Origin of the sequence: Demequina sp. (genome assembly GCF_047975725.1) — a bacterium.
Classification (GTDB): Bacteria; Actinomycetota; Actinomycetes; order Actinomycetales; family Demequinaceae; genus Demequina.
This window is the reverse complement of record NZ_JBKEED010000012.1, coordinates 108,701-129,927: the sequence shown is the minus strand read 5'-3', so window position 1 is coordinate 129,927 and position 21,227 is coordinate 108,701. Positions and strand designations below refer to the sequence as shown.

The 21,227-nt window shown below is 69.1% G+C and carries 20 protein-coding genes; 7 read left to right on the top strand and 13 right to left on the bottom strand.

What is annotated here, in order from left to right:
• Window positions 1-2: 2 nt before the first annotated feature.
• From ybeY to hrcA, 6 genes are read right to left on the bottom strand one after another with little or no spacing between them, the layout of a single operon-like run.
• A complete protein-coding gene (gene ybeY, locus ACK5NO_RS04360; RefSeq protein ID WP_416811447.1) occupies window positions 3-455 on the bottom strand; it encodes an rRNA maturation RNase YbeY in 453 nt (150 codons plus the stop codon).
• Entirely contained in the window at window positions 452-1,522 is a 1,071-nt protein-coding gene (locus tag ACK5NO_RS04355; protein WP_416811446.1) for a PhoH family protein, read from the bottom strand. The genes ybeY and ACK5NO_RS04355 overlap by 4 nt, the downstream gene beginning before the upstream one ends.
• Window positions 1,507-1,848 (bottom strand): histidine triad nucleotide-binding protein, encoded by a 342-nt coding sequence (locus ACK5NO_RS04350; protein ID WP_416811445.1) that lies wholly within the window; start codon window positions 1,846-1,848, stop codon window positions 1,507-1,509. The genes ACK5NO_RS04355 and ACK5NO_RS04350 overlap by 16 nt, the downstream gene beginning before the upstream one ends.
• A 4-nt stretch (window positions 1,849-1,852) precedes the next feature.
• Window positions 1,853-2,638 (bottom strand): 16S rRNA (uracil(1498)-N(3))-methyltransferase, encoded by a 786-nt coding sequence (locus ACK5NO_RS04345; RefSeq protein WP_416811444.1) that lies wholly within the window; start codon window positions 2,636-2,638, stop codon window positions 1,853-1,855.
• Between the two features lie 5 nt (window positions 2,639-2,643).
• Window positions 2,644-3,780 carry a molecular chaperone DnaJ gene (gene dnaJ / locus ACK5NO_RS04340; protein ID WP_416811443.1) on the bottom strand — a complete coding sequence of 379 codons (1,137 nt, stop codon included), beginning with the start codon at window positions 3,778-3,780 and terminating at the stop codon, window positions 2,644-2,646.
• The gene (hrcA, locus tag ACK5NO_RS04335) at window positions 3,777-4,793 is read right to left on the bottom strand and encodes a heat-inducible transcriptional repressor HrcA (protein ID WP_416811442.1); all 1,017 of its coding nucleotides are present in this window, start codon (window positions 4,791-4,793) and stop codon (window positions 3,777-3,779) included. Before hrcA ends, dnaJ begins: the two co-directional genes overlap by 4 nt.
• A gap of 158 nt (window positions 4,794-4,951) precedes the next feature.
• Between hrcA and ACK5NO_RS04330 the strand changes: the two genes are divergently transcribed.
• From ACK5NO_RS04330 to ACK5NO_RS04320, 3 genes are all read left to right on the top strand, one after another.
• Entirely contained in the window at window positions 4,952-5,308 is a 357-nt protein-coding gene (locus tag ACK5NO_RS04330; RefSeq protein ID WP_416811441.1) for a DUF4870 domain-containing protein, read from the top strand.
• The gene (locus ACK5NO_RS04325; protein WP_416811440.1) at window positions 5,301-5,711 is read left to right on the top strand and encodes a DUF4870 domain-containing protein; all 411 of its coding nucleotides are present in this window, start codon (window positions 5,301-5,303) and stop codon (window positions 5,709-5,711) included. Before ACK5NO_RS04330 ends, ACK5NO_RS04325 begins: the two co-directional genes overlap by 8 nt.
• 91 nt (window positions 5,712-5,802) lie before the next feature.
• Entirely contained in the window at window positions 5,803-6,300 is a 498-nt protein-coding gene (locus ACK5NO_RS04320) for a DUF4870 domain-containing protein (protein WP_416811439.1), read from the top strand.
• A gap of 18 nt (window positions 6,301-6,318) precedes the next feature.
• On the opposite strand, the gene hemW is transcribed toward ACK5NO_RS04320, so the two are convergent.
• Window positions 6,319-7,485 carry a radical SAM family heme chaperone HemW gene (gene hemW / locus ACK5NO_RS04315; protein ID WP_416811438.1) on the bottom strand — a complete coding sequence of 389 codons (1,167 nt, stop codon included), beginning with the start codon at window positions 7,483-7,485 and terminating at the stop codon, window positions 6,319-6,321.
• Window positions 7,486-7,517: 32 nt separating this feature from the next.
• The gene (gene lepA / locus ACK5NO_RS04310) at window positions 7,518-9,371 is read right to left on the bottom strand and encodes a translation elongation factor 4 (RefSeq protein WP_416811437.1); all 1,854 of its coding nucleotides are present in this window, start codon (window positions 9,369-9,371) and stop codon (window positions 7,518-7,520) included.
• A 177-nt stretch (window positions 9,372-9,548) separates the two neighbouring features.
• Between lepA and ACK5NO_RS04305 the strand changes: the two genes are divergently transcribed.
• The 4 genes from ACK5NO_RS04305 to ACK5NO_RS04290 all read left to right on the top strand — a co-directional run bounded on the left by ACK5NO_RS04305 (window position 9,549) and on the right by ACK5NO_RS04290 (window position 13,277).
• Complete coding sequence (locus tag ACK5NO_RS04305) at window positions 9,549-11,252, top strand: putative bifunctional diguanylate cyclase/phosphodiesterase (protein WP_416811436.1); 1,704 nt, start codon at window positions 9,549-9,551, stop codon at window positions 11,250-11,252.
• 388 nt (window positions 11,253-11,640) lie between these two features.
• Window positions 11,641-12,174, top strand: a complete 534-nt coding sequence (locus ACK5NO_RS04300; protein ID WP_416811435.1) for a type II toxin-antitoxin system PemK/MazF family toxin — start codon at window positions 11,641-11,643, stop codon at window positions 12,172-12,174.
• Window positions 12,175-12,247: 73 nt separating this feature from the next.
• Window positions 12,248-12,508, top strand: coding sequence for a 30S ribosomal protein S20 (gene rpsT, locus ACK5NO_RS04295; RefSeq protein ID WP_416811434.1), 261 nt, complete (start codon window positions 12,248-12,250; stop codon window positions 12,506-12,508).
• An 82-nt stretch (window positions 12,509-12,590) separates the two neighbouring features.
• The gene (locus tag ACK5NO_RS04290) at window positions 12,591-13,277 is read left to right on the top strand and encodes an EAL and HDOD domain-containing protein (RefSeq protein WP_416811433.1); all 687 of its coding nucleotides are present in this window, start codon (window positions 12,591-12,593) and stop codon (window positions 13,275-13,277) included.
• A gap of 9 nt (window positions 13,278-13,286) precedes the next feature.
• Here the strand turns inward: ACK5NO_RS04290 and holA are convergent, their stop codons facing one another.
• From holA to leuS, 5 genes are all read right to left on the bottom strand, one after another.
• The gene (gene holA / locus ACK5NO_RS04285; RefSeq protein WP_416811432.1) at window positions 13,287-14,270 is read right to left on the bottom strand and encodes a DNA polymerase III subunit delta; all 984 of its coding nucleotides are present in this window, start codon (window positions 14,268-14,270) and stop codon (window positions 13,287-13,289) included.
• Window positions 14,271-14,274: 4 nt separating this feature from the next.
• Window positions 14,275-16,545 carry a ComEC/Rec2 family competence protein gene (locus tag ACK5NO_RS04280; protein WP_416811431.1) on the bottom strand — a complete coding sequence of 757 codons (2,271 nt, stop codon included), beginning with the start codon at window positions 16,543-16,545 and terminating at the stop codon, window positions 14,275-14,277.
• On the bottom strand, window positions 16,542-17,273 hold the full coding sequence (locus ACK5NO_RS04275) for a helix-hairpin-helix domain-containing protein (RefSeq protein WP_416811430.1): 732 nt from the start codon (window positions 17,271-17,273) through the stop codon (window positions 16,542-16,544). The genes ACK5NO_RS04280 and ACK5NO_RS04275 overlap by 4 nt, the downstream gene beginning before the upstream one ends.
• A gap of 532 nt (window positions 17,274-17,805) precedes the next feature.
• The gene (locus ACK5NO_RS04270; protein ID WP_416811429.1) at window positions 17,806-18,669 is read right to left on the bottom strand and encodes a DegV family protein; all 864 of its coding nucleotides are present in this window, start codon (window positions 18,667-18,669) and stop codon (window positions 17,806-17,808) included.
• Between the two features lie 45 nt (window positions 18,670-18,714).
• Entirely contained in the window at window positions 18,715-21,219 is a 2,505-nt protein-coding gene (gene leuS / locus ACK5NO_RS04265) for a leucine--tRNA ligase (protein WP_416811428.1), read from the bottom strand.
• Window positions 21,220-21,227: the final 8 nt, after the last annotated feature.

Genomic DNA, 21,227 nt, shown 5'->3' with positions numbered 1-21,227 from the left:
CTCTAGGCGCGGTTCGCGAGGAACGTGAGAAGGAGTCGGCGCTGGAGGCCAAACATCTCCTTCTCCTCCTCCGGCTCGACGTGGTCGTAGCCCAGCAGGTGCAAGATGCCGTGCGTCGTCAGCAGCAACATCTCTTCTTCAACGGTGTGGCCGGCCGTGGCCGCCTGACGCGCGGCCACCGACGGGCACACCACGATGTCACCCAACAGCCCAGGGGGCGTGGGCTCGTCGGCGGTGCCGGGGCGCAGCTCGTCCATGGGGAAGCTGAGCACGTCGGTGGGGCCAGGCTCGTCCATCCACTGGATGTGTAGCTGCTCCATCGCTGGCTCGTCGACAAACAAAATCGCGAGTTCGGCACCTTCGGCCACGTGCATCTCGCGCAAGACAAAGGTGGCGAGCTCGGCGAACTCGACCTCGTCGACGTCCGCCTCGGTCTCGTTGTTGACGTCGATCACTGCTGACCCTCCGGTCGGTTAAAGCGTCGCTGCTGGCCGCCGCCACGGGGAGCGTGACGTTCCTCTGCCTTGGCGTACGCGGTAATGATGTCGCTGACCAGGCGGTGGCGCACCACGTCGTCCGCGTTGAGCTCGCAAAAGGCGATGTCGTCGATCCCGTCGAGAATCTCTCGCGAGGCACGCAGTCCCGACTGGGTCCCACCGGGGAGGTCCACCTGAGTGACGTCACCCGTGACGACCATGGTCGAGCCAAAGCCCAGCCTGGTGAGGAACATCTTCATCTGCTCACGGGTGGTGTTCTGCGCCTCGTCAAGAATCACGAACGCGTCGTTGAGAGTGCGGCCGCGCATGTACGCCAAGGGCGCGACCTCGATGGTGCCGGCCTCCATGAGCCGCGGGATCGACTCGGGGTCCACCATGTCGTGCAGCGCGTCATACAGCGGGCGCAGGTAGGGGTCAATCTTCTCGTTGAGGCTGCCGGGCAGGAAGCCCAGCCGCTCCCCGGCCTCGACCGCAGGCCTGGTGAGGACAATCCGGTTGACCTTCTTGCTCTGCAGCGCCGCCACGGCCTGCGCCATGGCCAGGTACGTCTTGCCCGTGCCCGCAGGGCCGATGCCGAATGTCACCGTATGCGTCTCGATCGCCTGCACGTAGTCGGCCTGACCCTGGGTCTTGGGCCGGATGGTCCGACCCCTGCTCGACAGGATCGAGCGCGACAGTACCGAGACGGGGCGCTGGGCGTCGGGCACCGCAGAGCCCGCCTCCGCTGCCGCCGCTGCCACGCCACGGGCGGCGCCGAGCATGCGCACGGACTCGCGCGCCACATCGGGCGTCAGCGGAACTCCGGCAGCCATGACCGACCGCAGCTCCTCGATCGCCGTGGCGGCGGCCGCGACCTCGCTCTCCTCGCCGCTGAGCGAGATGCGGTTGCCCCGCACGTGCAGGTCAACCGCGGGGAACGCCCGCTCGATCTCCTTCATCACAGCGTCGCCGGAGCCCATGAGCTCCGGCATCTGTGCCGCGTCCTCGACGACGACTACTCGCGTGACACTCACGCAGGCTCCCATCCCAGTGGCGTGCCTCCCACGACGTGGCCGTGGGCGTGAAACACGCTCTGTCCGGCGCTCTCGCCGGTGTTGAAAATCCATCGGTACTGGCCGTCGCATTCCGCGTCGGCGATCTGCTGCGCCACCTGTGCCATCTCGGCGAGTTCCTCGGGCACCTGCGCCGCGGCCTGGGCGACGTTCTCGACGTGGGTGCGCGGCACCACGAGCACGTGCACGGGAGCCTTGGGCGAGATATCGCGGAAGGCCACCACACGATCGGTCTGGGCGACGAACTCGGCCGGGATGTCCCCAGCAATGATCTTGCAGAACAGGCAGTCGGCACTCATACGGCTAGCGTAGGCCCCCGCCGCTTGCACCGTGGGTCGCGTCGCCCCAGGTTCCACGCAATGCCGCGAGCGCCGCGATGGCCGCGGGGCCGGCGCTCGAGGCACGCAGCACGTGCGGCCCGAGCACGACGGCCTGCGCTCCCGCCTGCGCGAGGTCGGCAACCTCGTCGTCCGAGATCCCTCCCTCGGGGCCGACCACAAACCAGACTTCTTGGAGGTCCTGCGCCCACGTCAGCGACGTCAGCGGCACCGCTGCGGCCTCGTGGAGCACGAGCACCACGGCACCGTCCGCCACGGCCGACCGTACGACCTCGGCCAGGCCACGGCTCGACACCGCTGGGTCGACCGCAGGCACGAGCGCACGCCGCGATTGCTTGGCCGCCGCGATGACGAGCGAGCGCCACCGCGCCACGGCCTTGTCGGCCTTGGGGCCGCGCCACTGCACGATGGAACGGGCGGCCTGCCACGGGACGATGCGCGTGGCACCAAGTTCGACCGCCGCCTCGACCGCTTGCTCGTCCCTGCCGCCCTTGGCGAGCGCCTGCACGAGCGTCACCGGGGCATCTAGGTCACGCCCGACGGCCTCCACACGCACCCGCATGAGGCCGGCGCCCGCTTCGACGATGATGCCCTGTGCCCGCGCGCCAGCGCCGTCGACCAGGTCCACCCGTTCGCCTACCTGGCGACGCTGCACCGCGACCGCGTGGTGAGCCTCGTCCCCGGTGACGGTTACCTCGTCACCCACTCGCGCATCGGCGCTGGCGGGGCTGAGGAAGACGGGAGCACTCACCGGGCTTAGCGGCCCTTGAACGCGTCGCGCAGGCGCGAGAACACCCCGCCGCCGATGGGCGCGAGGGTGGCCGCTGGCATCTCTTCGCCCCGGAGCGTGGAGAGCTTGCGCAACAGCTCCTCTTGCTCCGCGTCGAGGTCCGTCGGCGTGTGCACGTCGAGGTGAACCAGCAGGTCGCCTCGGCCGGCGCGCTGCAAGCGGCCCACACCGAGCCCCTTGAGCTTGACGGTGGTGCCAGCGTGGGTGCCGGGACGGATGTCGACGTTTTGCTCGCCGTCGAAGGTCTCGACAGCCATGGTCGCGCCGAGAGCGGCCGCGGTCATCGGCACTTCGAGGGTGCAGTGCAGGTCATCACCGCGACGCTCGAAGGTGGCGTGCGGCTTTTCGCGGATCTCGACGTACAGGTCACCCTTGGGGCCGCCTCCCGTGCCCGCGTCTCCTCGGCCTGCGAGACGAATGCGCGTACCCGTCTCGACTCCGGCGGGGATGTCCACCACGATCGTGTGCCGCGAGTGCGTGCGGCCCTGACCAGAGCAGTCGCCACACGGGCTCGCGATGATGGTGCCGTAGCCACCGCAACCGGGGCACGGCGACTGCGTCATGACGGGGCCCAGCAGGGACCGCGCCGTGCGCTGGATCATGCCAGCGCCGTTGCACTGGCGGCACGTCTCGGGGCTCGTGCCCGGCGTGCAGCACGACCCGTGGCACGTGGAGCACACGTCGGCCAGGTCCACCTGGACCTCGCGGCTCACGCCAAACACGGCCTCCTCGAGGGACACCGCAGTCTGGACGAGGGTGTCCCCGCCGCGCTGGGTGCGCGAGGCCGGCCCACGCTGGGCGGCACCGCCAAACGGCGACCCTCCCCCTCCAAAGAAGGTCTCGAAGATGTCCTCGAAACCGAATCCCTGCGGACCGCCCTGGCCACCATTCCTGTTGCGGGGGTCCACGCCGCGGTCGTACTGGGCACGCTTGTCGGCGTTGCCGAGCACCTCGTACGCTGCCGCGACTTCCTTGAATCGCTCGGCCGACTCGGGACCGGCGACATCGGGGTGCAACTCGCGTGCCAGCTTGCGGTAAGCCTTCTTGATCTCGGCCTCTGAGGCGCCACGCGATACGCCCAGGTCGGCGTAGTAGTCCTTCACTCGTTCTCCACGACTCTCGACAGGTAGCGGGCGACGGCACGCACGGCGGCCATCGTCCCTGGATAGTCCATGCGGGTGGGACCAAGGGTGCCGAGCAACGACGTTGCCTCTCCCCCGGGCCCATACCCCGCCGCGATGATGGACGTGCGCGCGAGCGCCTCGGTGCGGGTCTCCGCACCAATGCGCACGGCCACGTCCTGGCCATCTGCAGCCATCTCATGCAACAGCCGCAGCAGCACGACTTGTTCCTCAAGCGCATCCAGCACCGAGCCAATCGCGTCCGACTCGAAGTCGGCGCCCGCGCGCGCCAAGTTGGCGGCACCCGCGAAGACGACCCGCTCGACGGTGCCGCCGCGCGCGGAGGCGACCACCGCATCGGCCACACCCTGCGCCCACGACACCTGGCCCGGCCGGGCGGCCCACTGCGTGAGCGATGCCAACAGCGCTGCAGGGGTGCGGCCAAAGGATGCCTCGTTCACCTCGCGGGCCGTGCGCTCAAACTCATCGTCGCTCACCGTCTCGCCTAGCGCGACCGTCGACTGCTCGACCCGCGCATCGGCCGAGACCACGACCACCAGGGCACGGTCGACGCCAATACGCACCAGCTCGACCCTGCGCACGGCAGACTCGCGGATGCTCGGGAACTGCACCACAGCGACCTGGCGCGTGAGTTGGCTGAGCAGGCGCACTGACCGTTCGACCACATCGTTGAGGTCGACCGCGTCGGACAGGAAGGTGTGGATGGCGCGACGGTGGGGATCCTGGAGCGCGGTGGCGGCGAGGTTGTCCACGAACGAGCGGTAGCCAGCATCGGTGGGGATGCGACCCGCGCTCGTGTGGGGCTGGGCGATGAGCCCCTCCTCCTCGAGCAGCGCCATGTCGTTGCGGATGGTCGCCGAGGATACGCCCAGGACGGCAGCGTCCGCGAGCGCCTTGGACCCGACCGGCTCGGAGGTGGCCACGTAGCCTTCGACGATGGCGCGCAGGACCGCGCGACGACGTTCTTCGCTCATGACTCTCCTCTCAGCACGTGGGGGCGGTGGTTCTCGGGCGCCGACAGCGGCCGCAGCGCCGGCCGACACCGACAGTCGACTCGCTGGCACTCGATTGCCCCGAGTGCTAATCCTATCGCGGCTCGCGCGGGCGGTACCGTGAGCGCAGGAGGCCACCGATGACTCATGCACCGCAGCACACCACGTCCGCGTCCACAGCAGGCCTCGCGCACCTGGGTGCCGTCCTCGGCCCCCTGATCCCCTTGGCCGTGTGGGTGGCGAAAAAGGACAGCGACCCCTGGGCCGCGCGCGAGGCCGGCAAGGCCGTCAACTTTGGCCTGATGGTGTTCGTGGTGTTCGCCGTAGCGACCGTCGTCAGAAAGTTCGTGCCCTTTGTGGCCTTTATCGGTACATTGGCACAGTTGGCAGTGCTCGTGGTCGCCATTGTCCTGTGCTACCAGGCATTCCGCGCCGTTCGACGAGGGCTGCCAGCGACGTATCCCTACAACATTGAAGTGGTGAAACGCAATGACTGACGACAGCACGGTTCCCCCGCCGCCCCAGCAGCCGTACAGTGGCCAGCCGGGCCCCGCGGCGCCGCCTCAGCCCTTGTCCGAACAGGACGAGCGCACTTTCGGCCTGCTGACGCACCTGTCGGCCATCCTCATCGGACTCTTCGGCCCCCTGATCTTCTGGTTGATCTACCGCGAGCGCTCCGGATTCCTCAACGACCAGGGCAAGGAAGCGCTGAACTTCAACATCCTCATCGCGATCGCTTATGTCGCCGCTTCGATCCTGACTGTCGTCTCGTTCGGCCTGTTGGGCTTCCTGCTGTTCGTGGTGTGGGTAGTGGCACTGGTCTTCCAGATCATCGGCGGTCTGGCGGCAAACAAGCACCAGGCCTACCGCTACCCCTTCAACCTGCGCCTGGTGAAGTGACACCCTGAGTCACGTCCCCGACGAATGTCAGGGCCCGTCATCGGTCAAGTGACCGATGACGGGCCCTTGTCGCGTCTGCCACCCTGGAGGCATGAACGACAGCACTGTCCCTCCGCAGCCTCCGCAGTACGACGGCGCACCGCAGTACAGCACCACTCCCCCGTACCAGGCTGCCCCCCAGCCCGGCTACTCGGTGCCCACGCCGCCCTACAGCCAGCCCGCCATGCTCGAGTCGCAGGCGCGCATGTGGTCGATGCTCATCCACATCATCGCCGCAGCGGCGATGTTCCTCAGCGCCGGGTTCTTGGGCTTCGTCGTCCCGCTCGTGCTGTGGCTCATGTACCGCGAGCGCAGCGCCCTCATCGACTTTCACGGCAAGCAGAACCTTAATTTGCAACTGTCCGTGCTCGTGACGGGCATCGCGGCGTTCATCGTGGGCTTGCTCTTGCTCGGAGTCGGACTGTTCGTCACGATCCCCTTGTGGCTGCTGTACGGCTTCTACGCGCTCGTGATCTCGATCATCGCCGGCATCAAGGCCAACAACGGCGAGTACTTCAAGGTCCCGGCGGTCATTCCGTTCGTGCGCTGAACCCCGCAGGGCAGCGCGTCAGGTGAGCGCGCGGACGGCCGCGTCGGCAAGCAGGCGCCCCCGCAGGGTGAGCACCAGTCGCCCGGCAAGTGCTGCGCGCCCGTCGAGTACGCCGTCGGCGACGAGCGCGGCGATCGCGTCGGGCCGCCGCTCAGGAAGGTCGGCGACGGCCATCCCCTCAGCCAAGCGAATCCTCAGCATCACGGATTCGAGGGCGAGGTCGTCGGCGGTGAGCGGTTCGCGCTCCGCCTCGGGGCTGTCCCCTGACGCCAGGCGTGCGGCATACGCCCGCGGCAGCTTCACGTTCCACCAGCGCTCGGCCTCGATCGCCTCGCCATGCGGGCCGATGCGCGGGCCAAGATAGCTGTGAGCGCCCGGTCCCACTCCCCACCAGTCTTGGCTGGTCCAGTAGGCGATGTTGTGGCGGCAGGCCTGGTCGGGCGTGCGCGCCCAGTTCGACACCTCGTACCAGCCGTATCCGGCGGCAGTCAGACGCGCATCGGCCGCCTCGTACATGTCCGCCTGAGTGTCGAGGTCGACGGGGTCGATCTCGCCCGAGCGCAACTGGCGCCCCATCCGGGTCCCCGGCTCGATGACGAGCGCGTAGGCGCTGACGTGATCCGGTTGGAGTGCGATCGCGGCGTCGAGCGACGCGTGCCAGTCGGCGAGCGACTCCCCCGGCGTCCCGTAGATGAGGTCAAGGCTCACCGCCAGTCCCGCCTCGCGCGCCCAGCCCACGGCGCGAGCCACGTTCTCAGGACGGTGGGTGCGCTCGAGCGTCGCGAGTACGTGCGGCACGGCCGACTGCATGCCAAAGCTCACCCTGGTGAAGCCCGCCGCCGCCAAGGTCGCGAGGGACTCGCGCGTGACCGAGTCGGGGTTGGCCTCGGTGGTGACCTCCGCATCGGCCGTCAGACCCCAGGTGTCGCGCACGCCGCCCAGCAAGGCCGCGAGCGCGGCCGCGTCGAGCATGGTCGGCGTGCCACCACCAAAGAAGACGGTGCGAGCGGGGCGGTCGTCGCCCGCCATGGCCTCACGTGCGAGCGCCAGCTCCGCGAGCGCAGCACCCACGTAGTCATCGCGCGAAGAGAACTCGCCCTCGCCCGGCGCGTACGTGTTGAAGTCGCAGTACCCGCACCGCACCGCACAAAAGGGGACGTGGATGTACACGCCGAAGTCGCGCATCGGCGCTACGGGGGCCGTAGCCGGTGACACCGCTACTTCTTCTTGCCCTTGTCCGAGCCATCGTCGGAGGTGGACAGCGCGGCGATGAAGGCCTCCGGCGGCACCTCGACGGAGCCGATGTTCTTCATGCGCTTCTTACCGGCCTTCTGCTTCTCCAGCAGCTTGCGCTTACGCGAAATGTCACCGCCGTAGCACTTGGCGAGCACGTCCTTGCGGATCGCGCGAATGGTCTCGCGGGCAATCACCCTGGCGCCGATCGCGGCCTGGATGGGAACCTCGAACTGCTGGCGGTCGATGAGATCCTTGAGCTTGGTGACCATCGACAGGCCGTACTGGTAGGCGGCGTCCTTGTGCACCACGGCGCTGAAGGCGTCGACCGCCTCGCCCTGGAGCAGGATGTCGACCTTCACGAGGTCGGCGGCCTGGTCGCCTGCGGGCTCGTAGTCGAGCGAACCGTAGCCGCGCGTGCGCGACTTGAGCTGGTCGAAGAAGTCGAAGACCACCTCGGCCAGCGGCAGCGTGTAGTGCATCTCCACGCGCGACTCGGACAGGTAGTTCATGGTGCCCATCTGGCCGCGACGCTCCTGGCACAATTCCATGACGGTGCCGATGAACTCGCTGGGAACGAGGATCGATGCCTTCACGACGGGCTCGCGCACCTGGGAGATCTTGCCGCTGGGGAACTCCGAGGGGTTGGTGACGGTGTGGACCTTGCCGTCCTCCATCTCGACCTCGTACACCACGTTGGGCGCCGTCGAGATCAGGTCGATGCCGAACTCACGCTCCAGGCGGTCGCGCACAATTTCGAGGTGCAGCAGGCCCAGGTAGCCACAGCGGAAGCCGAAGCCCAGCGCGACCGAGCTCTCGGGCTCGTACACGAGCGAGGCGTCGTTGAGTTGAAGCTTGTCGAGCGCATCGCGCAGCACCGGGAAGTCCGAGCCGTCGAGCGGGAACAGGCCCGAGTAGACCATCGGCTTGGGGTCGCGGTAGCCGCCGAGCGAGGACTCGGCGCGGCGCGCGGCCGTCGTCACGGTGTCACCCACCTTGGACAAACGCACGTCCTTCACGCCCGTGATGAGGTAGCCCACCTCGCCCACTCCCAGGCCCTTCGAGGGCTTGGGCTCGGGGCTGATGACGCCAATCTCGAGCAGGTCGTGAGTGGCCAGCGTCGACATCATCGCGATCTTCTCGCGCGGCTTGAGCGAGCCATCAACCACACGCACATACGTGACCACGCCACGGTAGGTGTCGTACACGGAGTCGAAGATCATCGCCCGGGTGGGAGCGTCAGCGTCACCCACGGGGGCGGGGATGTCGCGCACCACGCGGTCGAGCAGCGCCTCGACGCCCTCACCGGTCTTGCCAGAAACGCGCAGCACGTCCTCCGGCTCGCAGCCAATGAGCTGCGCGAGCTCGGCCGCGTAGCGCTCGGGATCCGCCGACGGCAGGTCGATCTTGTTGAGCACCGGGATGATGACCAGGTCGTTTTCCATCGCGAGGTACAGGTTCGCGAGGGTCTGTGCCTCGATGCCCTGCGCCGCGTCGACCAGCAGAATCGCGCCCTCACAGGCGGCGAGCGAACGCGACACCTCGTAGCTGAAGTCCACGTGCCCAGGCGTGTCGATCATGTTCAGCGCGTGGGGTGCACCTTCGACGGCCCACGGCATCCGCACGGCCTGCGACTTGATGGTGATGCCGCGCTCGCGCTCGATGTCCATGCGGTCCAGGTACTGCGCCTTCATCTGGCGCGCCTCGACCACTCCCGTGAGCTGCAACATGCGGTCGGCAAGGGTCGACTTGCCATGGTCGATGTGCGCGATGATGCAGAAGTTACGGATCAGCTCCGGCGCCGTCGCGGCAGGCTCAATGCGGGGGTCGGATGACACGGGCGTATGTTCCTTGGGTTCAGGGGACAGTCGAAGGACCTATCCTCCCATGTTCCGCACGAGCCTCATGCGCATCGGCCCTTATGCATGCCTACTCATGAGGATGCCGGGGATGCCGATAAACCCTGCGGACGGCGGAGATGGCCCGCCGCGACGACTCCATGAGGAGGCGGTGGCATGGCTGGCGACGACACCCTGTTCCGACAGACCTTCACGAGTTCCCCCATCGGCATGGCCGTGGTGGACGAGCGCGGGGTCATCTGCGAGGCGAACGAGCCCCTCGCGACCATCCTCGGCTACGACTGCGACGCGCTGATCGGGCTCGGAGGGCTCGACCTGCTGCACCCCGACGAGACCGGCCGGGCACTCGAGCTCCAAGGGCAGTTGTGTCGGGGCGAACTGCCGTACTTCCAGTTCCAGTCGCGCGCCCAGCACCGCTCCGGCGACACCGTGTGGACTCGCACGACCGTCTCCCGCCTGGGCTCCCCCACAGGGCCGATGCGCTTTCTGGTCCAGGTCGAAGACGTGTCCGAGGTACGGCGCGCGAAGGACCTTCTGGAGCGCCGTACACACTTTGACCAGCTGACCGGGCTCCCCGGCCGTGCGCTCTTGCTTGAGCGCGCCGACCAAGCGCTGTCACGCCACCAGTCCACCGACGCCACTGTCGCGTGCCTGTTTCTCGACGTCGACCACTTCAAGCTGGTGAACGACTCGCTCGGGCACCACGCGGGCGACCGGGTGCTGGTCGAGATCGCCCAGCGCATCCGCGACGCCGTGCGTCCCATGGACACCGTGTCTCGCCTGGGCGGGGACGAGTTCGTCGTGGTGCTCGAGAACATCGTGGGTCTCGCGGCGGCCGAGGGGCTACTCACGGTGGTCACGGCGGCGCTTCAGGCGCCCATGAGCGTCGACGGGCATCGGCTGGTGCCGACCGTGAGTGCAGGGCTCGCCATGGCAGAGCCGGGCATGACCGCCGAAACGCTGGTGCGCAACGCCGATCTCGCCATGTCATCCGCCAAGGCGCAGGGACGCAACCGCGCTGCCGTGTTCCAATCCGGCATGCGCGACCGTGCGCTCGTGCGCCTGTCAATCGAGAACGAGTTGCGAGGCGCGATCCGCGAGGGCGAACTGGTGGTCCACTACCAACCGGTTGTCGACCTCGCGAGCCGCGAGACCGTGGCCTATGAGGCCCTCGTGCGGTGGCAACACCCCCAGCGCGGGCTACTGCTGCCCCAGCACTTCATCGAGGTGTGTGAGGACGCCAACCTGATGGTCCCGCTGGGCGCATTCGTCATCGAGCAGGCGTGCCGCTTTGTCGCCGCCCATCCCCAGTTCGCCGGCAAGGTGCTGGTCAACGTCTCTACCCGCCAGGTCGGAGGTGCGGACCTCACCCGCGTGGTGCGCGACGCGCTGGCGGTGACTGGGGTCGACCCCTCGCGCCTTGGGCTTGAGATCACCGAGTCGGGCATGCTGCTGGCAACCAAAGCGGCGAGCTCCGACCTTGCTTCACTCGCGGCGATGGGCGTGGACCTCATCCTCGACGACTTCGGCACCGGATACTCGGCGCTGTCCTCCGTGCTCCAAAACCCCGTCGCTGGGCTCAAGCTTGCCCGAGAGTTCACCTTACGGCTGGGCGACCGCGCGACCGGCGACCGGATCAGCACCGCGATCGCACGTCTCACCAGCGGGCTGGGGATGTACGGCGTGATCGAAGGCGTCGAGACTGAGGGCCAGTGGCGCGCCGCGCTCGAACACGGGTGGCTGCTGGGTCAGGGATATCTGTTTGGCCACCCGCTCCCGGCCGATCAACTCGAGTTCACCTCCCCCGGGGTCGCGCACCTCGATGCGCTGCGCCGGGCCCGCGGCGCGGCGGTCGGATAGCCGCACCCGCGGCCGCCGCCCCGCCCTGCCCCGCCCTGCGCCGCACTGCGCTGCGCTGCGCTGTCCCACCCTGCCTGCCCTGCGCTCCCACCAACTCCCCCACGTCCGGTTGATACCCGTCTCGACGCCCCTGAGCACGTCGGTGCGTGCCTGATACCCATACCGACGGATCTCGCGCCCGGCCGATGCGCACTCGGGCGACGCTCCAGGGGCACCTCAATGCGCATCGGCCCCTCCCCGGAACTCACCACGACGGGTATCCAGCGTGCGTCCGGCGCCGGAGCGGCGTCGAGACGGGTATCAACCGAGCGGGCGGGGCGGGGGCGGGGGCGTCGGGGAGGCGGCCGCGAGAGGGGCGTGGCACGGCAGCGAGCGCTAGGGTCGGCGTGTGGAACCTCTGCTGATCGGTGCGGCCGCGCTCGCGGTCATCGCCGTCGCGGTCCGGAGCAAAAAGCCCAACCGCCGGCCTCCCACCCGCGACCCCCGCACGCGCCCTCAAACGCATCCACGCGGACGCTACCCCGGCGATTTCAAGGGCCGCGTCAACGTCAGCTACGCGCCCCATCCCGACGGCAGGGCGGACCCCGGCGAGATTGTGTGGACGTGGGTACCGTTCGAAGAGGACCACCACAAGGGCAAGGACCGCCCCGTGCTCATCATCGGGCGCGCTGACGGCTGGCTGCTCGGGCTCCAACTCACGAGCAAGGACCACGATGCGGATGCCGCGCACGAGGCCCGCTACGGCCGCCGCTGGATGGACATTGGCACCGGCGCGTGGGACCGGCAGCGTCGCCCGTCGGAGGTCAGACTCGATAGAATCATCAGGGTCGACCCGGCTTCGGTGCGACGCGAAGGTGCCGTTCTTGACCGGCGCACCTTTGATTCGGTCGCACATTCGCTTTCCGAGCTCCATCACTGGTAAGATGGGAAGCCGTGTGTGAGCGCGCGCTCGCGCTCCACTGACCAGATTTCACACCATCGCAAAAGGATCGACTGTGGCCAACATCAAGTCCAACATGAAGCGGATCATCACCAACGAGAAGGCGCGCCAGCGCAACGTTGCCGTGAAGTCCGAGCTCAAGACGAACGTCCGCAAGGTGCGCGACGCCATCACCGCTGGTGACAAGGCCGCCGCTGAGGCCGCTTACAAGACCGCCTCCGTCAAGCTCGACAAGGCCGTCTCCAAGGGCGTCATCCACAAGAACCAGGCCGCGAACCGCAAGTCGGCTCTCGCCAAGCAGGTCGCGGCTCTCTGAGCCCCCTGCCCCACACGCTGAAGCCCCGACGCGCCACTGGCACGTGGGGGCTTTTGCTTTGCACGGCACGAACGCTCCGCCCATGACTCACCAGACCAGCCAGGCCCGACGAGAGCCCACCCTGTGGCACGAACCGCTAGGCAGTGCTGGGAGCGCCGATGCGGGACGGCGGGTCGTCATTGGCCGTCAGGGCATTTACACCGCCACCGGCGACCTGTTCGGCTATGAGTTGCTCTTCTGCTCGCCGGTCGCCCAGGTGCGCGTCGACCTCTGGGACGCCGCGGATCAGGATCGCGCGACAGAGCACGTGATCGCGGCCGCGTTCCACATGCCACAGGCCGAGCCCATCGGTGCCCTGGCCTTCGTGAACTTCACGCACACCTTCCTGTTGGGAAGGCCGTACATCGGCTTCAGCCCCGACCAGGCCGTCATCGAAGTCGTCGAATCCGCGTTTGCCACCCGTGACCTCAGCCGCAGGCTCGACGACCTGCGCACGCAGGGCTACCGTGTGGCGATCGACGACTTCGTGGGAACCGACTCCCAGATTGACCTGCTCGAACACGCCGACTTCATCAAGATCGACGTCCGCGACCTGGCCGCGCTCGGGCCTGAACTCGTGGCACTCGCGTCGCAGGCTGGCGTGCCCCTCATCGCCGAGCGCGTCGAGACGGCCGACGTCCTCGACACCTGCGCCCAGATGGGCTTCACGCTCATTCAGGGGCACGTCTTCGAGCGCGCCCAGGTGATCGAGCGCGGCCTCGCCGCCTGAGTCGGTCCGCTACTGGCTCGCGAGTTGCGCGACCGTGCGGACCGCCCGTTCCAGAGCAAAGGCCGGTGCGCGCCCCCCGCCCTTGATCTCGGCGTCCGCCTGCGCGACCGCTTCGATGGCCTCGCCCAGCGTCTGAGCGCTCCATCGACGCAGCTCCCGGCGTGCGCGGTCCACTTGCCACGGCGGGATGCTGAGGTCACGCGTGGGATCCAGCCCGCGCCCCCGTGAGGCGCCCACCTTGGCGAGCACCCTGAGCTTGGCCGCGAGCGCGGCGTTGAGCGGCACAGGATCGACGCCCGACGACAAGGCGTGGCGCACGAGCGCCACCGCGTCCTTGACCTCGCCTGCGATCGCGGCGTCCGCGACGGAAAAGGCCGTCGCATTCACCCGTGTGCCGTAGTAGCGGGCCACTGCCTCAGCGTCGATGGTCCCGTCGACATCGCCGATGAGCTGCTGACACGCCGCCGCAAGCTCGGGGAGGTCGGGGCCGACTGCTTCCACCAGCCGGCGCACCACCGCCGCCTGGATAGGCCGCTTGGCACGCTCAAACTCGGCCGTGGCGAAGTCCACGAACTCGCCATCACGCTTGACCGCGGGGCAGGTGTACTCGGGCACCGCACCCTTGCGCAGGGTGTCGAGCAGCTTCTTGCCGCGCACTCCCCCTCCGTGGCGGATGACGACCACGACGGCAGGGTCGGGAGCAGCGGCGTACGCCAGCGCATCGGCGAGGAAGGCGTCGTTCATCGCCTCCGCTCCCTCGACCACCACGAGCCCTGGTTCATCGAAAAGTGAAGGGCTCGCTGCCGCCAGCAGCGCACCCGTGGTGTAGGCGCCAGCATCGAGCGTCGTGACGGCAACGCCCTTGCCCATGGCGTGATGGATGCGCTCGACGGCGCGGGCCGCAAGCAACGCTTCGGGGCCGCTGACCAACACCAGCGGCGCGGGTGCGGCACGGAACCAGGTGGCGGCAGGGGCGCTGGAGCGAGGCGGCATGGCACTAGGGTGCCACGTCTGGCTGACATGCCGTCCACCGCAGGTCCTGCCCCTCGCGTGCGATGCCCACCGGTCCACAGGTGTCCGTACGCAACACCTGCGCGCCTGCGCCATAGAGCGCGAGCGCCTGGGGCGTGGGATGCCCGTACCGATTGCCCTCGCCCGCGCTCACGAGCGCCACCCGCGCGTCGATGAGCGCGATCAATCCCGGGTCCTGCGCAGCGGAGCCGTGGTGCGCCACCTTGACGGCATCGACACTCACCCCCCGCGACAGCGCCGATGCGAGCACGGTCTGGCCGTCGGGCTCGAGATCGCCGAGGGCCAGCACTGTCGCCTCCTGAGCGCGGGCAAGCACCACGACGCTGCCGTCGTTGGTGGCGGACTCGGGCTCGGCGTGCAGGGCAGAGAGCACCGTGAGGTCCGCATCCCCGAAGGCAAACCGCTCCCCTCGCTCGGGCACACGTATCGGCACACCCTCGCGTTCGAGCAGCCGCGCGGCGCCCGTACCCAGCGACTCGGCATTGATCCACGCCTGCCCGACCGATGCGACGGCAAGCACCCCGGCCACGCCCCCGTCGTGGTCGGCATGAGGATGGGTCACGACGAGCAGCGGCACCTCCCGCACCCCGTGGGCCTCAAGACAGGCCCGCGCCACGTCGGCAGCAGGCCCCGTGTCAATGACCACCGCCTGTGCGGGACCCGCGCGTAGGAGCATCATGTCGCCCTGGCCCACGTCGCACGCCACCACGTCCCACCCCTCAAGCGCCTCGCGCCCCGCGCCGCCGCCCATGCGCGGCAGCCACCACGCGACCGCCACGCACAGCAGCCCCACCGCAGCTCCCCAGCGCCGCATTCCGGGGCGCCACCGCATCGAAGCGACCACGAACGACGCCAGGGCTAGCCCGGCAAGCCCCGCACCGGCCAGCCCGCTCGCCCAGGGCACTCGGGCCCAGGGCAGGGCCGATGCGGTGGCGGCCACCGTATCGATCGGCACCGACGCAAGGCCCGCCACGCGCGCCGCCACCGCCGCGAGCGCGGGGGCCACCGGGGTCAGCAGCACGGCACTCATGCCGACCGCCATGAGAGGCAACACCGCGATGCCCGCGAGCACGTTCGCCACGACCGCGTAGGGCGTCACTGCGGGGTCGATCAGCACCAATACGGGGAGCACGGCGCAGTACGCCGCGACCGGCACCGACGCTACCCGCGCGAGGCGCGGCGGCAGCCATGCACCCATGCGCCACGCCAGCACCGGCGCCCACAGCACGATCGCGGCGACCGCGAGCACGGACATCGCGAACCCGAACGACACCGCGAGGCTCGGCGAAAGCAACACGAGCACGGTGACCCCGGCACACAGGGCCGCGAAACCGCGCGCCGGGCGGCCCCATGCCACGCCCAAGGCCACAGCGACCGCCATCGCGAGCGCTCGCACCACCGAGGGGTCAGGCCCCACCAGCGCGGTGAGCCACAGCCCCACCACCAGGACCACGACCGTCCGCGCCCAACGCGGAGTGCGCGCGGCCCCCATCAACGCCCCCAGGCCCGCGATCACGACCGCGAAGTGCGCACCCGAGACCGCCGTGAGGTGCGCGAGTCCCGCGGTGCGCATCTGGCCCACCTGCGAGGCGGGCATCGCCGCGGTATCTCCGATGAGCATGCCGCGCACCAGTCCCTGTTGGCGCGGCTCCAGCGTGGCCGTGGCCTCGCGAAACGCGAGCCTCCATTGCGTCATGATGCTGTGCGGCTCGACCCGCGTGAGCGCCGCCCGCCACATGATGGGCTCTCCTCGCTCGCTCATGGTCACGGTCCCATTGACCACGAGCCGCTGACCCCTCACCGGCTCGTCGGCGAGATTGACTGTCAGCGGCCCACCCTCCCCCGAGCCGCACGCGCGCAGTCCGCACTGGCCCGTCCAGTGATCGAGCGTGACCGGCACCATCCACCCGCCATCGCCGCCCATGGCGCGCGGCTGCCCGTTCACACGCACCACAGCGGTCACGGGTGAGGCCTCCACCAGGGCCGATGCGACCGCCTGCTGCCGCTCGACGTGTGCGCTGGCGACCAGCACGGCACAGCACGCGGCCAGGCTCGCCAGTGCCGTTACCGGCGCGCACACGCGCCACCGTCGCACCGAGAGAGTCGCGGCTGCGACGATCAGGCAGGCGGTGACCGCCGCGCCGGCCACGTCACGGTGGCCCGCCATCGTCATCCCCGCCGCGATCCAGACCGCCAGCGCGACGGGCAGCAACCGGGCGTCGTGGCGCGTTCTCACACCCCGGCTAGCCCTTCCCACTGGGCCACCAATGAGGGACCGACGCCGCTCACCCGCTGGACATCATCGAGCGACGTAAAAGGACCATTCGCCTCGCGGTCCGTGACGATGCGCTCCGCAAGGACCGGGCCCACGCCAGGCAGATCCTCGAGCTCGGCAGCGGTCGCGGTGTTGAGCGAGACCTGCCCGCCGGTGTCGGACTGCTCCCCCACCGAGGGAACGTGAACGTGCTCGCCGTCGACGGCGTCTCGGGCGAGGTTGACGCTAGCGAGGTCGGCGTCGCCGGTGAGCCCTCCTGCGGCGTCCACCGCGTCTGCGACCCGCGAGCCCGGCGGGATCTCGACCAGGCCGGGCTCCCCCACGGCCCCGCTGATCTGCACCACGAGCGCCGTAACTGGCTCGAAGGAGGGCTCGACACCCCACGGCGCGAGTGGGGATGCACTCGTCGCTGGTGAGGCGGCAGCTCCCGGCATCTGCACCGTGACGTCGCGCGTCGCCCACCACCCGATGCCCGCCACGAGCGCCACGGCGCCGGCGGCCGCTGCGGCGGCTCTGGGCCGCAGCCGCCACCTCATCCCCTGCGACGCATCGGGAATCTCGCGGCCATAGGCAGCCTCGTAGGCCCGGGTGGCAGCCCGAGAGGCGCTTTCACGCCAGTGCGCGAGCGCGTCGTCGTCATCGCGCGGGGCTCGACCCGGCGAGGGGGTGCCGCCATGGGGTGCATCCATGGCGCGAGGCTACGCACACCGCCCATCGCGGCGCGCGAGCGCGGGCGCCCTCCTGGGGACGGCGCGCACCCCACGACGATTGGGGACGCCCTCACGCGGCCCGGGCAGGCCACACGTCAGCGTGCGAAGGGCCAGTCGTGGGCATAGGTATGCGGCACCGCCACCACCTGGACGTCGTCCTCGTAGGTCAACCGGCCCGGCGCCGAGGTGCGCACCTCACACCACGTCACTCCGTAGCGCTCGAGCAGATCAAGATACTCACGGGTGAAGGCGATTTACTCGTGCGCCGAGCTCTTGAACCAGGAGCGCGCCCCTGGATGAGCCACGGGGTCGTAGCACTGCGGCGCCACCGTGGTGGGGTCGGTGTACCACTCGTGGGCCCGCGCGTTCGCAGAGCGATGCCATGCCGCATCCTGACCTGACAGCGTTCCCGCACGGGCCAGGCGGTTGGCGAGTGCAAACACGCCTGGGAAGCGCCCGTGACGATTGGGCGCTGTGCTCTGAAAGCGGACGAAGTGGCCCACCTCGAGCGTCAGCGCAGGCCCTCGGGGAGGTCTGCCACGACGACGGCGAGCGTGCCTGGTCCCGCGTGCCCAGCCAGCACCGCACTCACTTCGGTACGGATCGTCATCACCGCATCAGGAGTGGCAGCCGACAATGACGCCACGGCCTGATCTCCGGCCTCGTCGTCCCCCAGGGCCATGACGGCAACGGCCGGGTGCGCCATCTGCGCTGCAGCCTGCGCGGCGAGATCCACGACGGCGGCTCGCGCGCGTTGCGTCGAGCGCACGCGCTCGGCGACCACCACCTCGCCGTCGTGCACGTCCAGGACGGGCCTCACACCCAGCACCTTGCCCACGGCGGCCACGGCAGGCGAGATCCGGCCGCCTCGCCGGAGGTGCTCGAGGGTCGCGACCGTGAACAGGCATCGTGTCGATCCGGCGACCTCGCGCGCGGCAGCCGCAACCTGCTCGGGCGTACCGCCCTGGCGGGCGGTGAAGGCGGCGGCCAGTGCCGCAAAGCCCGTCGCCATGGCCAGGGTGGACGTGTCGACGATGGTGACGGGCGCATCGGCCCTCTCGGCGGCAGCGAGAGCGCCGCTGACGGTGCCGGAGATCTTCCCCGAGATCAGCACCGCCACCACGTGAGACGCCCCCTCGGCGACGGCCTGCTCGAACGCCGCCTCGAACTGGGCGATGGACGGTTGCGAGGTGGTGACACGCGCGCCGGACTCGAGGGCCTTGAGCACCTCGGCTGGGCCTATCTGCTCACCCTCGAGCCGCGCGGCGTCGTCGAGGATCACCTGCATGGGCACCACTCGGATGCCCCACTGCTCCACGAGGTCTGACGGCAACGAGGCAGCGGAATCTGTCACCACTGCCACGGAACCCGTCATGACCCTCAACCCTACTCAGGTCCCCCGTCGAGGGCGCGCTCCCGCCTAGGCCGTGACGATATTGACCAGGCGCGGGGCGCGCACCACGACAGTGCGGATGTCCGCGCCGTCGATCGCGCGCTGCACGTTGTCCGAGCCGAGAGCCAGCTCGCGCAGGTCGTCCTCGGTGATGCTCGGGGGCACCTCGAGACGGTCGCGTACCTTGCCCTTGACCTGAACCACGCAGGTGACGGTCTCTTCCACGAGCAGCGACTCGTCGACAGCTGGCCACCCGCCACGAGCGACGTTGTCGTGCCCCAACATCGACCACATGTCCTCGGACACGTAGGGTGCGAACAGGCTCAGCAGCACCGCAACGGCCTCGGCTGCCTCGCGCACGGCCGGGTCACCAGCGCCAGCACCGGAGTCGATGGCCTTGCGCGTCGCGTTGACCAGCTCCATGATGCGCGCGACCACCACGTTGAAGCGGAAGCCCTCGACCAGCGTCGAGCATTCGTGCACCGTGCGGTGCGTGACGGCGCGCAGCGCGGCGTCGCCCGTCGTGGGGTCCACGCCAGGCTCGGACGCCACGTCGCGGGCCAGGCGCCACGCGCGAGCGAGGAACTTGGCGCTACCCGCGGGCGAGACGTCGGCCCAGTCGATGTCGTCCTCGGGCGGTCCGGCGAACGCCATCGTCAGGCGCACGGCGTCCACGCCAAACTCGTCGAGTTGCTCCGACAGGCGCACAATGTTGCCGCGCGACTTGGACATCGCGGAGCCCTCCATCTGCACCATGCCCTGATTGAGCAGCGCGGAGAACGGCTCTTCGAAGTCGACCATGCCCATGTCGTGCAGGGCCTTGGTGAAGAACCGCGCATACAGCAGGTGCAGGATTGCGTGCGTCACGCCACCGACGTACTGGTCGACGGGAGCCCAACGCTTGGCCTCCGTGAGGTCGAACGGGCCGTCGGTCTTGGTGGGCGACAGGTAGCGCAGGAAGTACCAGGACGAGTCCACGAAGGTGTCCATGGTGTCGGTGTCGCGCAGCGCGGCCTCGCCGCAGCGCGGGCACGTCGTATTGACCCACTCGGTCGCCGCGCCCAGCGGGGAGGTTCCCTTGGGCTTGAGGTCGAGGCCCTCGGCCGGCGGCAGCTCCACGGGAAGCTGGTCGTCGGGAACGGGCACCTCGCCACACGCCTCGCAGTGCACGATCGGGATGGGCGTGCCCCAGTAGCGTTGGCGCGAGATCAGCCAGTCACGCAAGCGGTAGTTCGTGGTCGCGTTGCCCACACCGTCCGTCTCAAGGCGCTCCACGATCGCCCCGATCGCCTGCTCCTTGGTCAGCCCGTTGAGGTCGCCAGAGTTGATGAGCACACCGTCGCCGGTCGTGGCGATGCCGCTTTCGCGCGGGTCGGCCAGTGGCTGGCCGTCCTCGTCGCGCACGTCGAGCACGGGCACCACGGGAAGGTCCATGGCACGCGCAAAGTCGAGGTCGCGCTGGTCGTGTGCGGGCACCGCCATGATCGCGCCGTGGCCGTAGTCAGCGAGCACGTAGTCGGAGACCCAAATGGGCAGCCGTTCGCCGCTGACGGGGTTGATGGCGTAGCGGCCCAGGAACACGCCGGTCTTGGGCCGTTCGGTGCTCAGTCGGTCGATCTCACTCGCGCCCTTGACCTGCTCGAGGTAGGTCGCGAAGGCCTGCTGCACGTCGGGCTCGGCGCCAGCGGCGAGCTCGGCAGCCAGGTCGGAGTCGGCGGCGACCACAAAGAACGTCGCGCCGTAGAGAGTGTCGGGGCGCGTGGTGTAGATGTCCACGGGCTCGTCGCGACCCTCGATGCGGAACCTCACGTCGGCACCGGCGGAACGGCCAATCCAGTTGCGCTGCATCGCGATCACCTTGGACGGCCAGGTGTCCTTGAGCGTGACGAGGTCGTCGAGCAGCCGGTCGGCGTAGTCGGTGACCTTGAAGTACCACTGGTTGAGCTTCTTCTTGGTGACCGGGGTGTCACAACGCTCGCACAGCCCGCCGACAACCTGCTCGTTCGCGAGCACCGTCTGGTCCTTGGGGCACCAGTTGACGTTCGAGTGCTTGCGGTAGGCCAGGCCCCGCTGGTGCATGCGCGTGAAGAGCCACTGGTTCCAGCGGTAGTACTCGGGACGGTGGGTCGCGAGCACGCGGTCCCAGTCAAACGAGCACGCGTAACGCTCCATCGAGGCACGCTGCTGGGCGATGTTGTCCTCGGTCCACCCGCGAGGGTCGAGTCCGCGGTTGATCGCGGCGTTCTCTGCGGGCAGCCCGAACGAGTCCCAGCCAATGGGGTGCAGCACGTTGAAGCCACGCTGCACCCAGTAGCGGGCAATCACGTCACCGAGTGCGTACGCCTCCGCGTGCCCCATGTGCAGGTCACCCGAGGGGTACGGGAACATGTCGAGCACGTACTTGGTGGGGCGCCCGTCGCCCTCAGCTCCGCTGCGGAAGGGCTGGGTCTGGCGCCACACGGGTAGCCAGCGCTCTTCGATCGCGCGGAAGTCGTAGCGGGTCTCGTCGGTGCCGGAGCTTGCAGAAGTCACCAGAGGAT

Coding starts and splice junctions, on each gene's coding strand:
- ACK5NO_RS04355 (WP_416811446.1), bottom strand. CDS start 1,522: ATGGGAGCCTGCGTGAGTGTCACGCGAGTAGTCGTCGTCGAGGACGCG.
- ACK5NO_RS04350 (WP_416811445.1), bottom strand. CDS start 1,848: ATGAGTGCCGACTGCCTGTTCTGCAAGATCATTGCTGGGGACATCCCG.
- hrcA (WP_416811442.1), bottom strand. CDS start 4,793: ATGAGCGAAGAACGTCGTCGCGCGGTCCTGCGCGCCATCGTCGAAGGC.
- ACK5NO_RS04330 (WP_416811441.1), top strand. CDS start 4,952: ATGACTCATGCACCGCAGCACACCACGTCCGCGTCCACAGCAGGCCTC.
- ACK5NO_RS04325 (WP_416811440.1), top strand. CDS start 5,301: ATGACTGACGACAGCACGGTTCCCCCGCCGCCCCAGCAGCCGTACAGT.
- ACK5NO_RS04320 (WP_416811439.1), top strand. CDS start 5,803: ATGAACGACAGCACTGTCCCTCCGCAGCCTCCGCAGTACGACGGCGCA.
- hemW (WP_416811438.1), bottom strand. CDS start 7,485: ATGCGCGACTTCGGCGTGTACATCCACGTCCCCTTTTGTGCGGTGCGG.
- ACK5NO_RS04305 (WP_416811436.1), top strand. CDS start 9,549: ATGGCTGGCGACGACACCCTGTTCCGACAGACCTTCACGAGTTCCCCC.
- ACK5NO_RS04290 (WP_416811433.1), top strand. CDS start 12,591: ATGACTCACCAGACCAGCCAGGCCCGACGAGAGCCCACCCTGTGGCAC.
- holA (WP_416811432.1), bottom strand. CDS start 14,270: ATGCCGCCTCGCTCCAGCGCCCCTGCCGCCACCTGGTTCCGTGCCGCA.
- ACK5NO_RS04275 (WP_416811430.1), bottom strand. CDS start 17,273: ATGGATGCACCCCATGGCGGCACCCCCTCGCCGGGTCGAGCCCCGCGC.
- ACK5NO_RS04270 (WP_416811429.1), bottom strand. CDS start 18,669: ATGACGGGTTCCGTGGCAGTGGTGACAGATTCCGCTGCCTCGTTGCCG.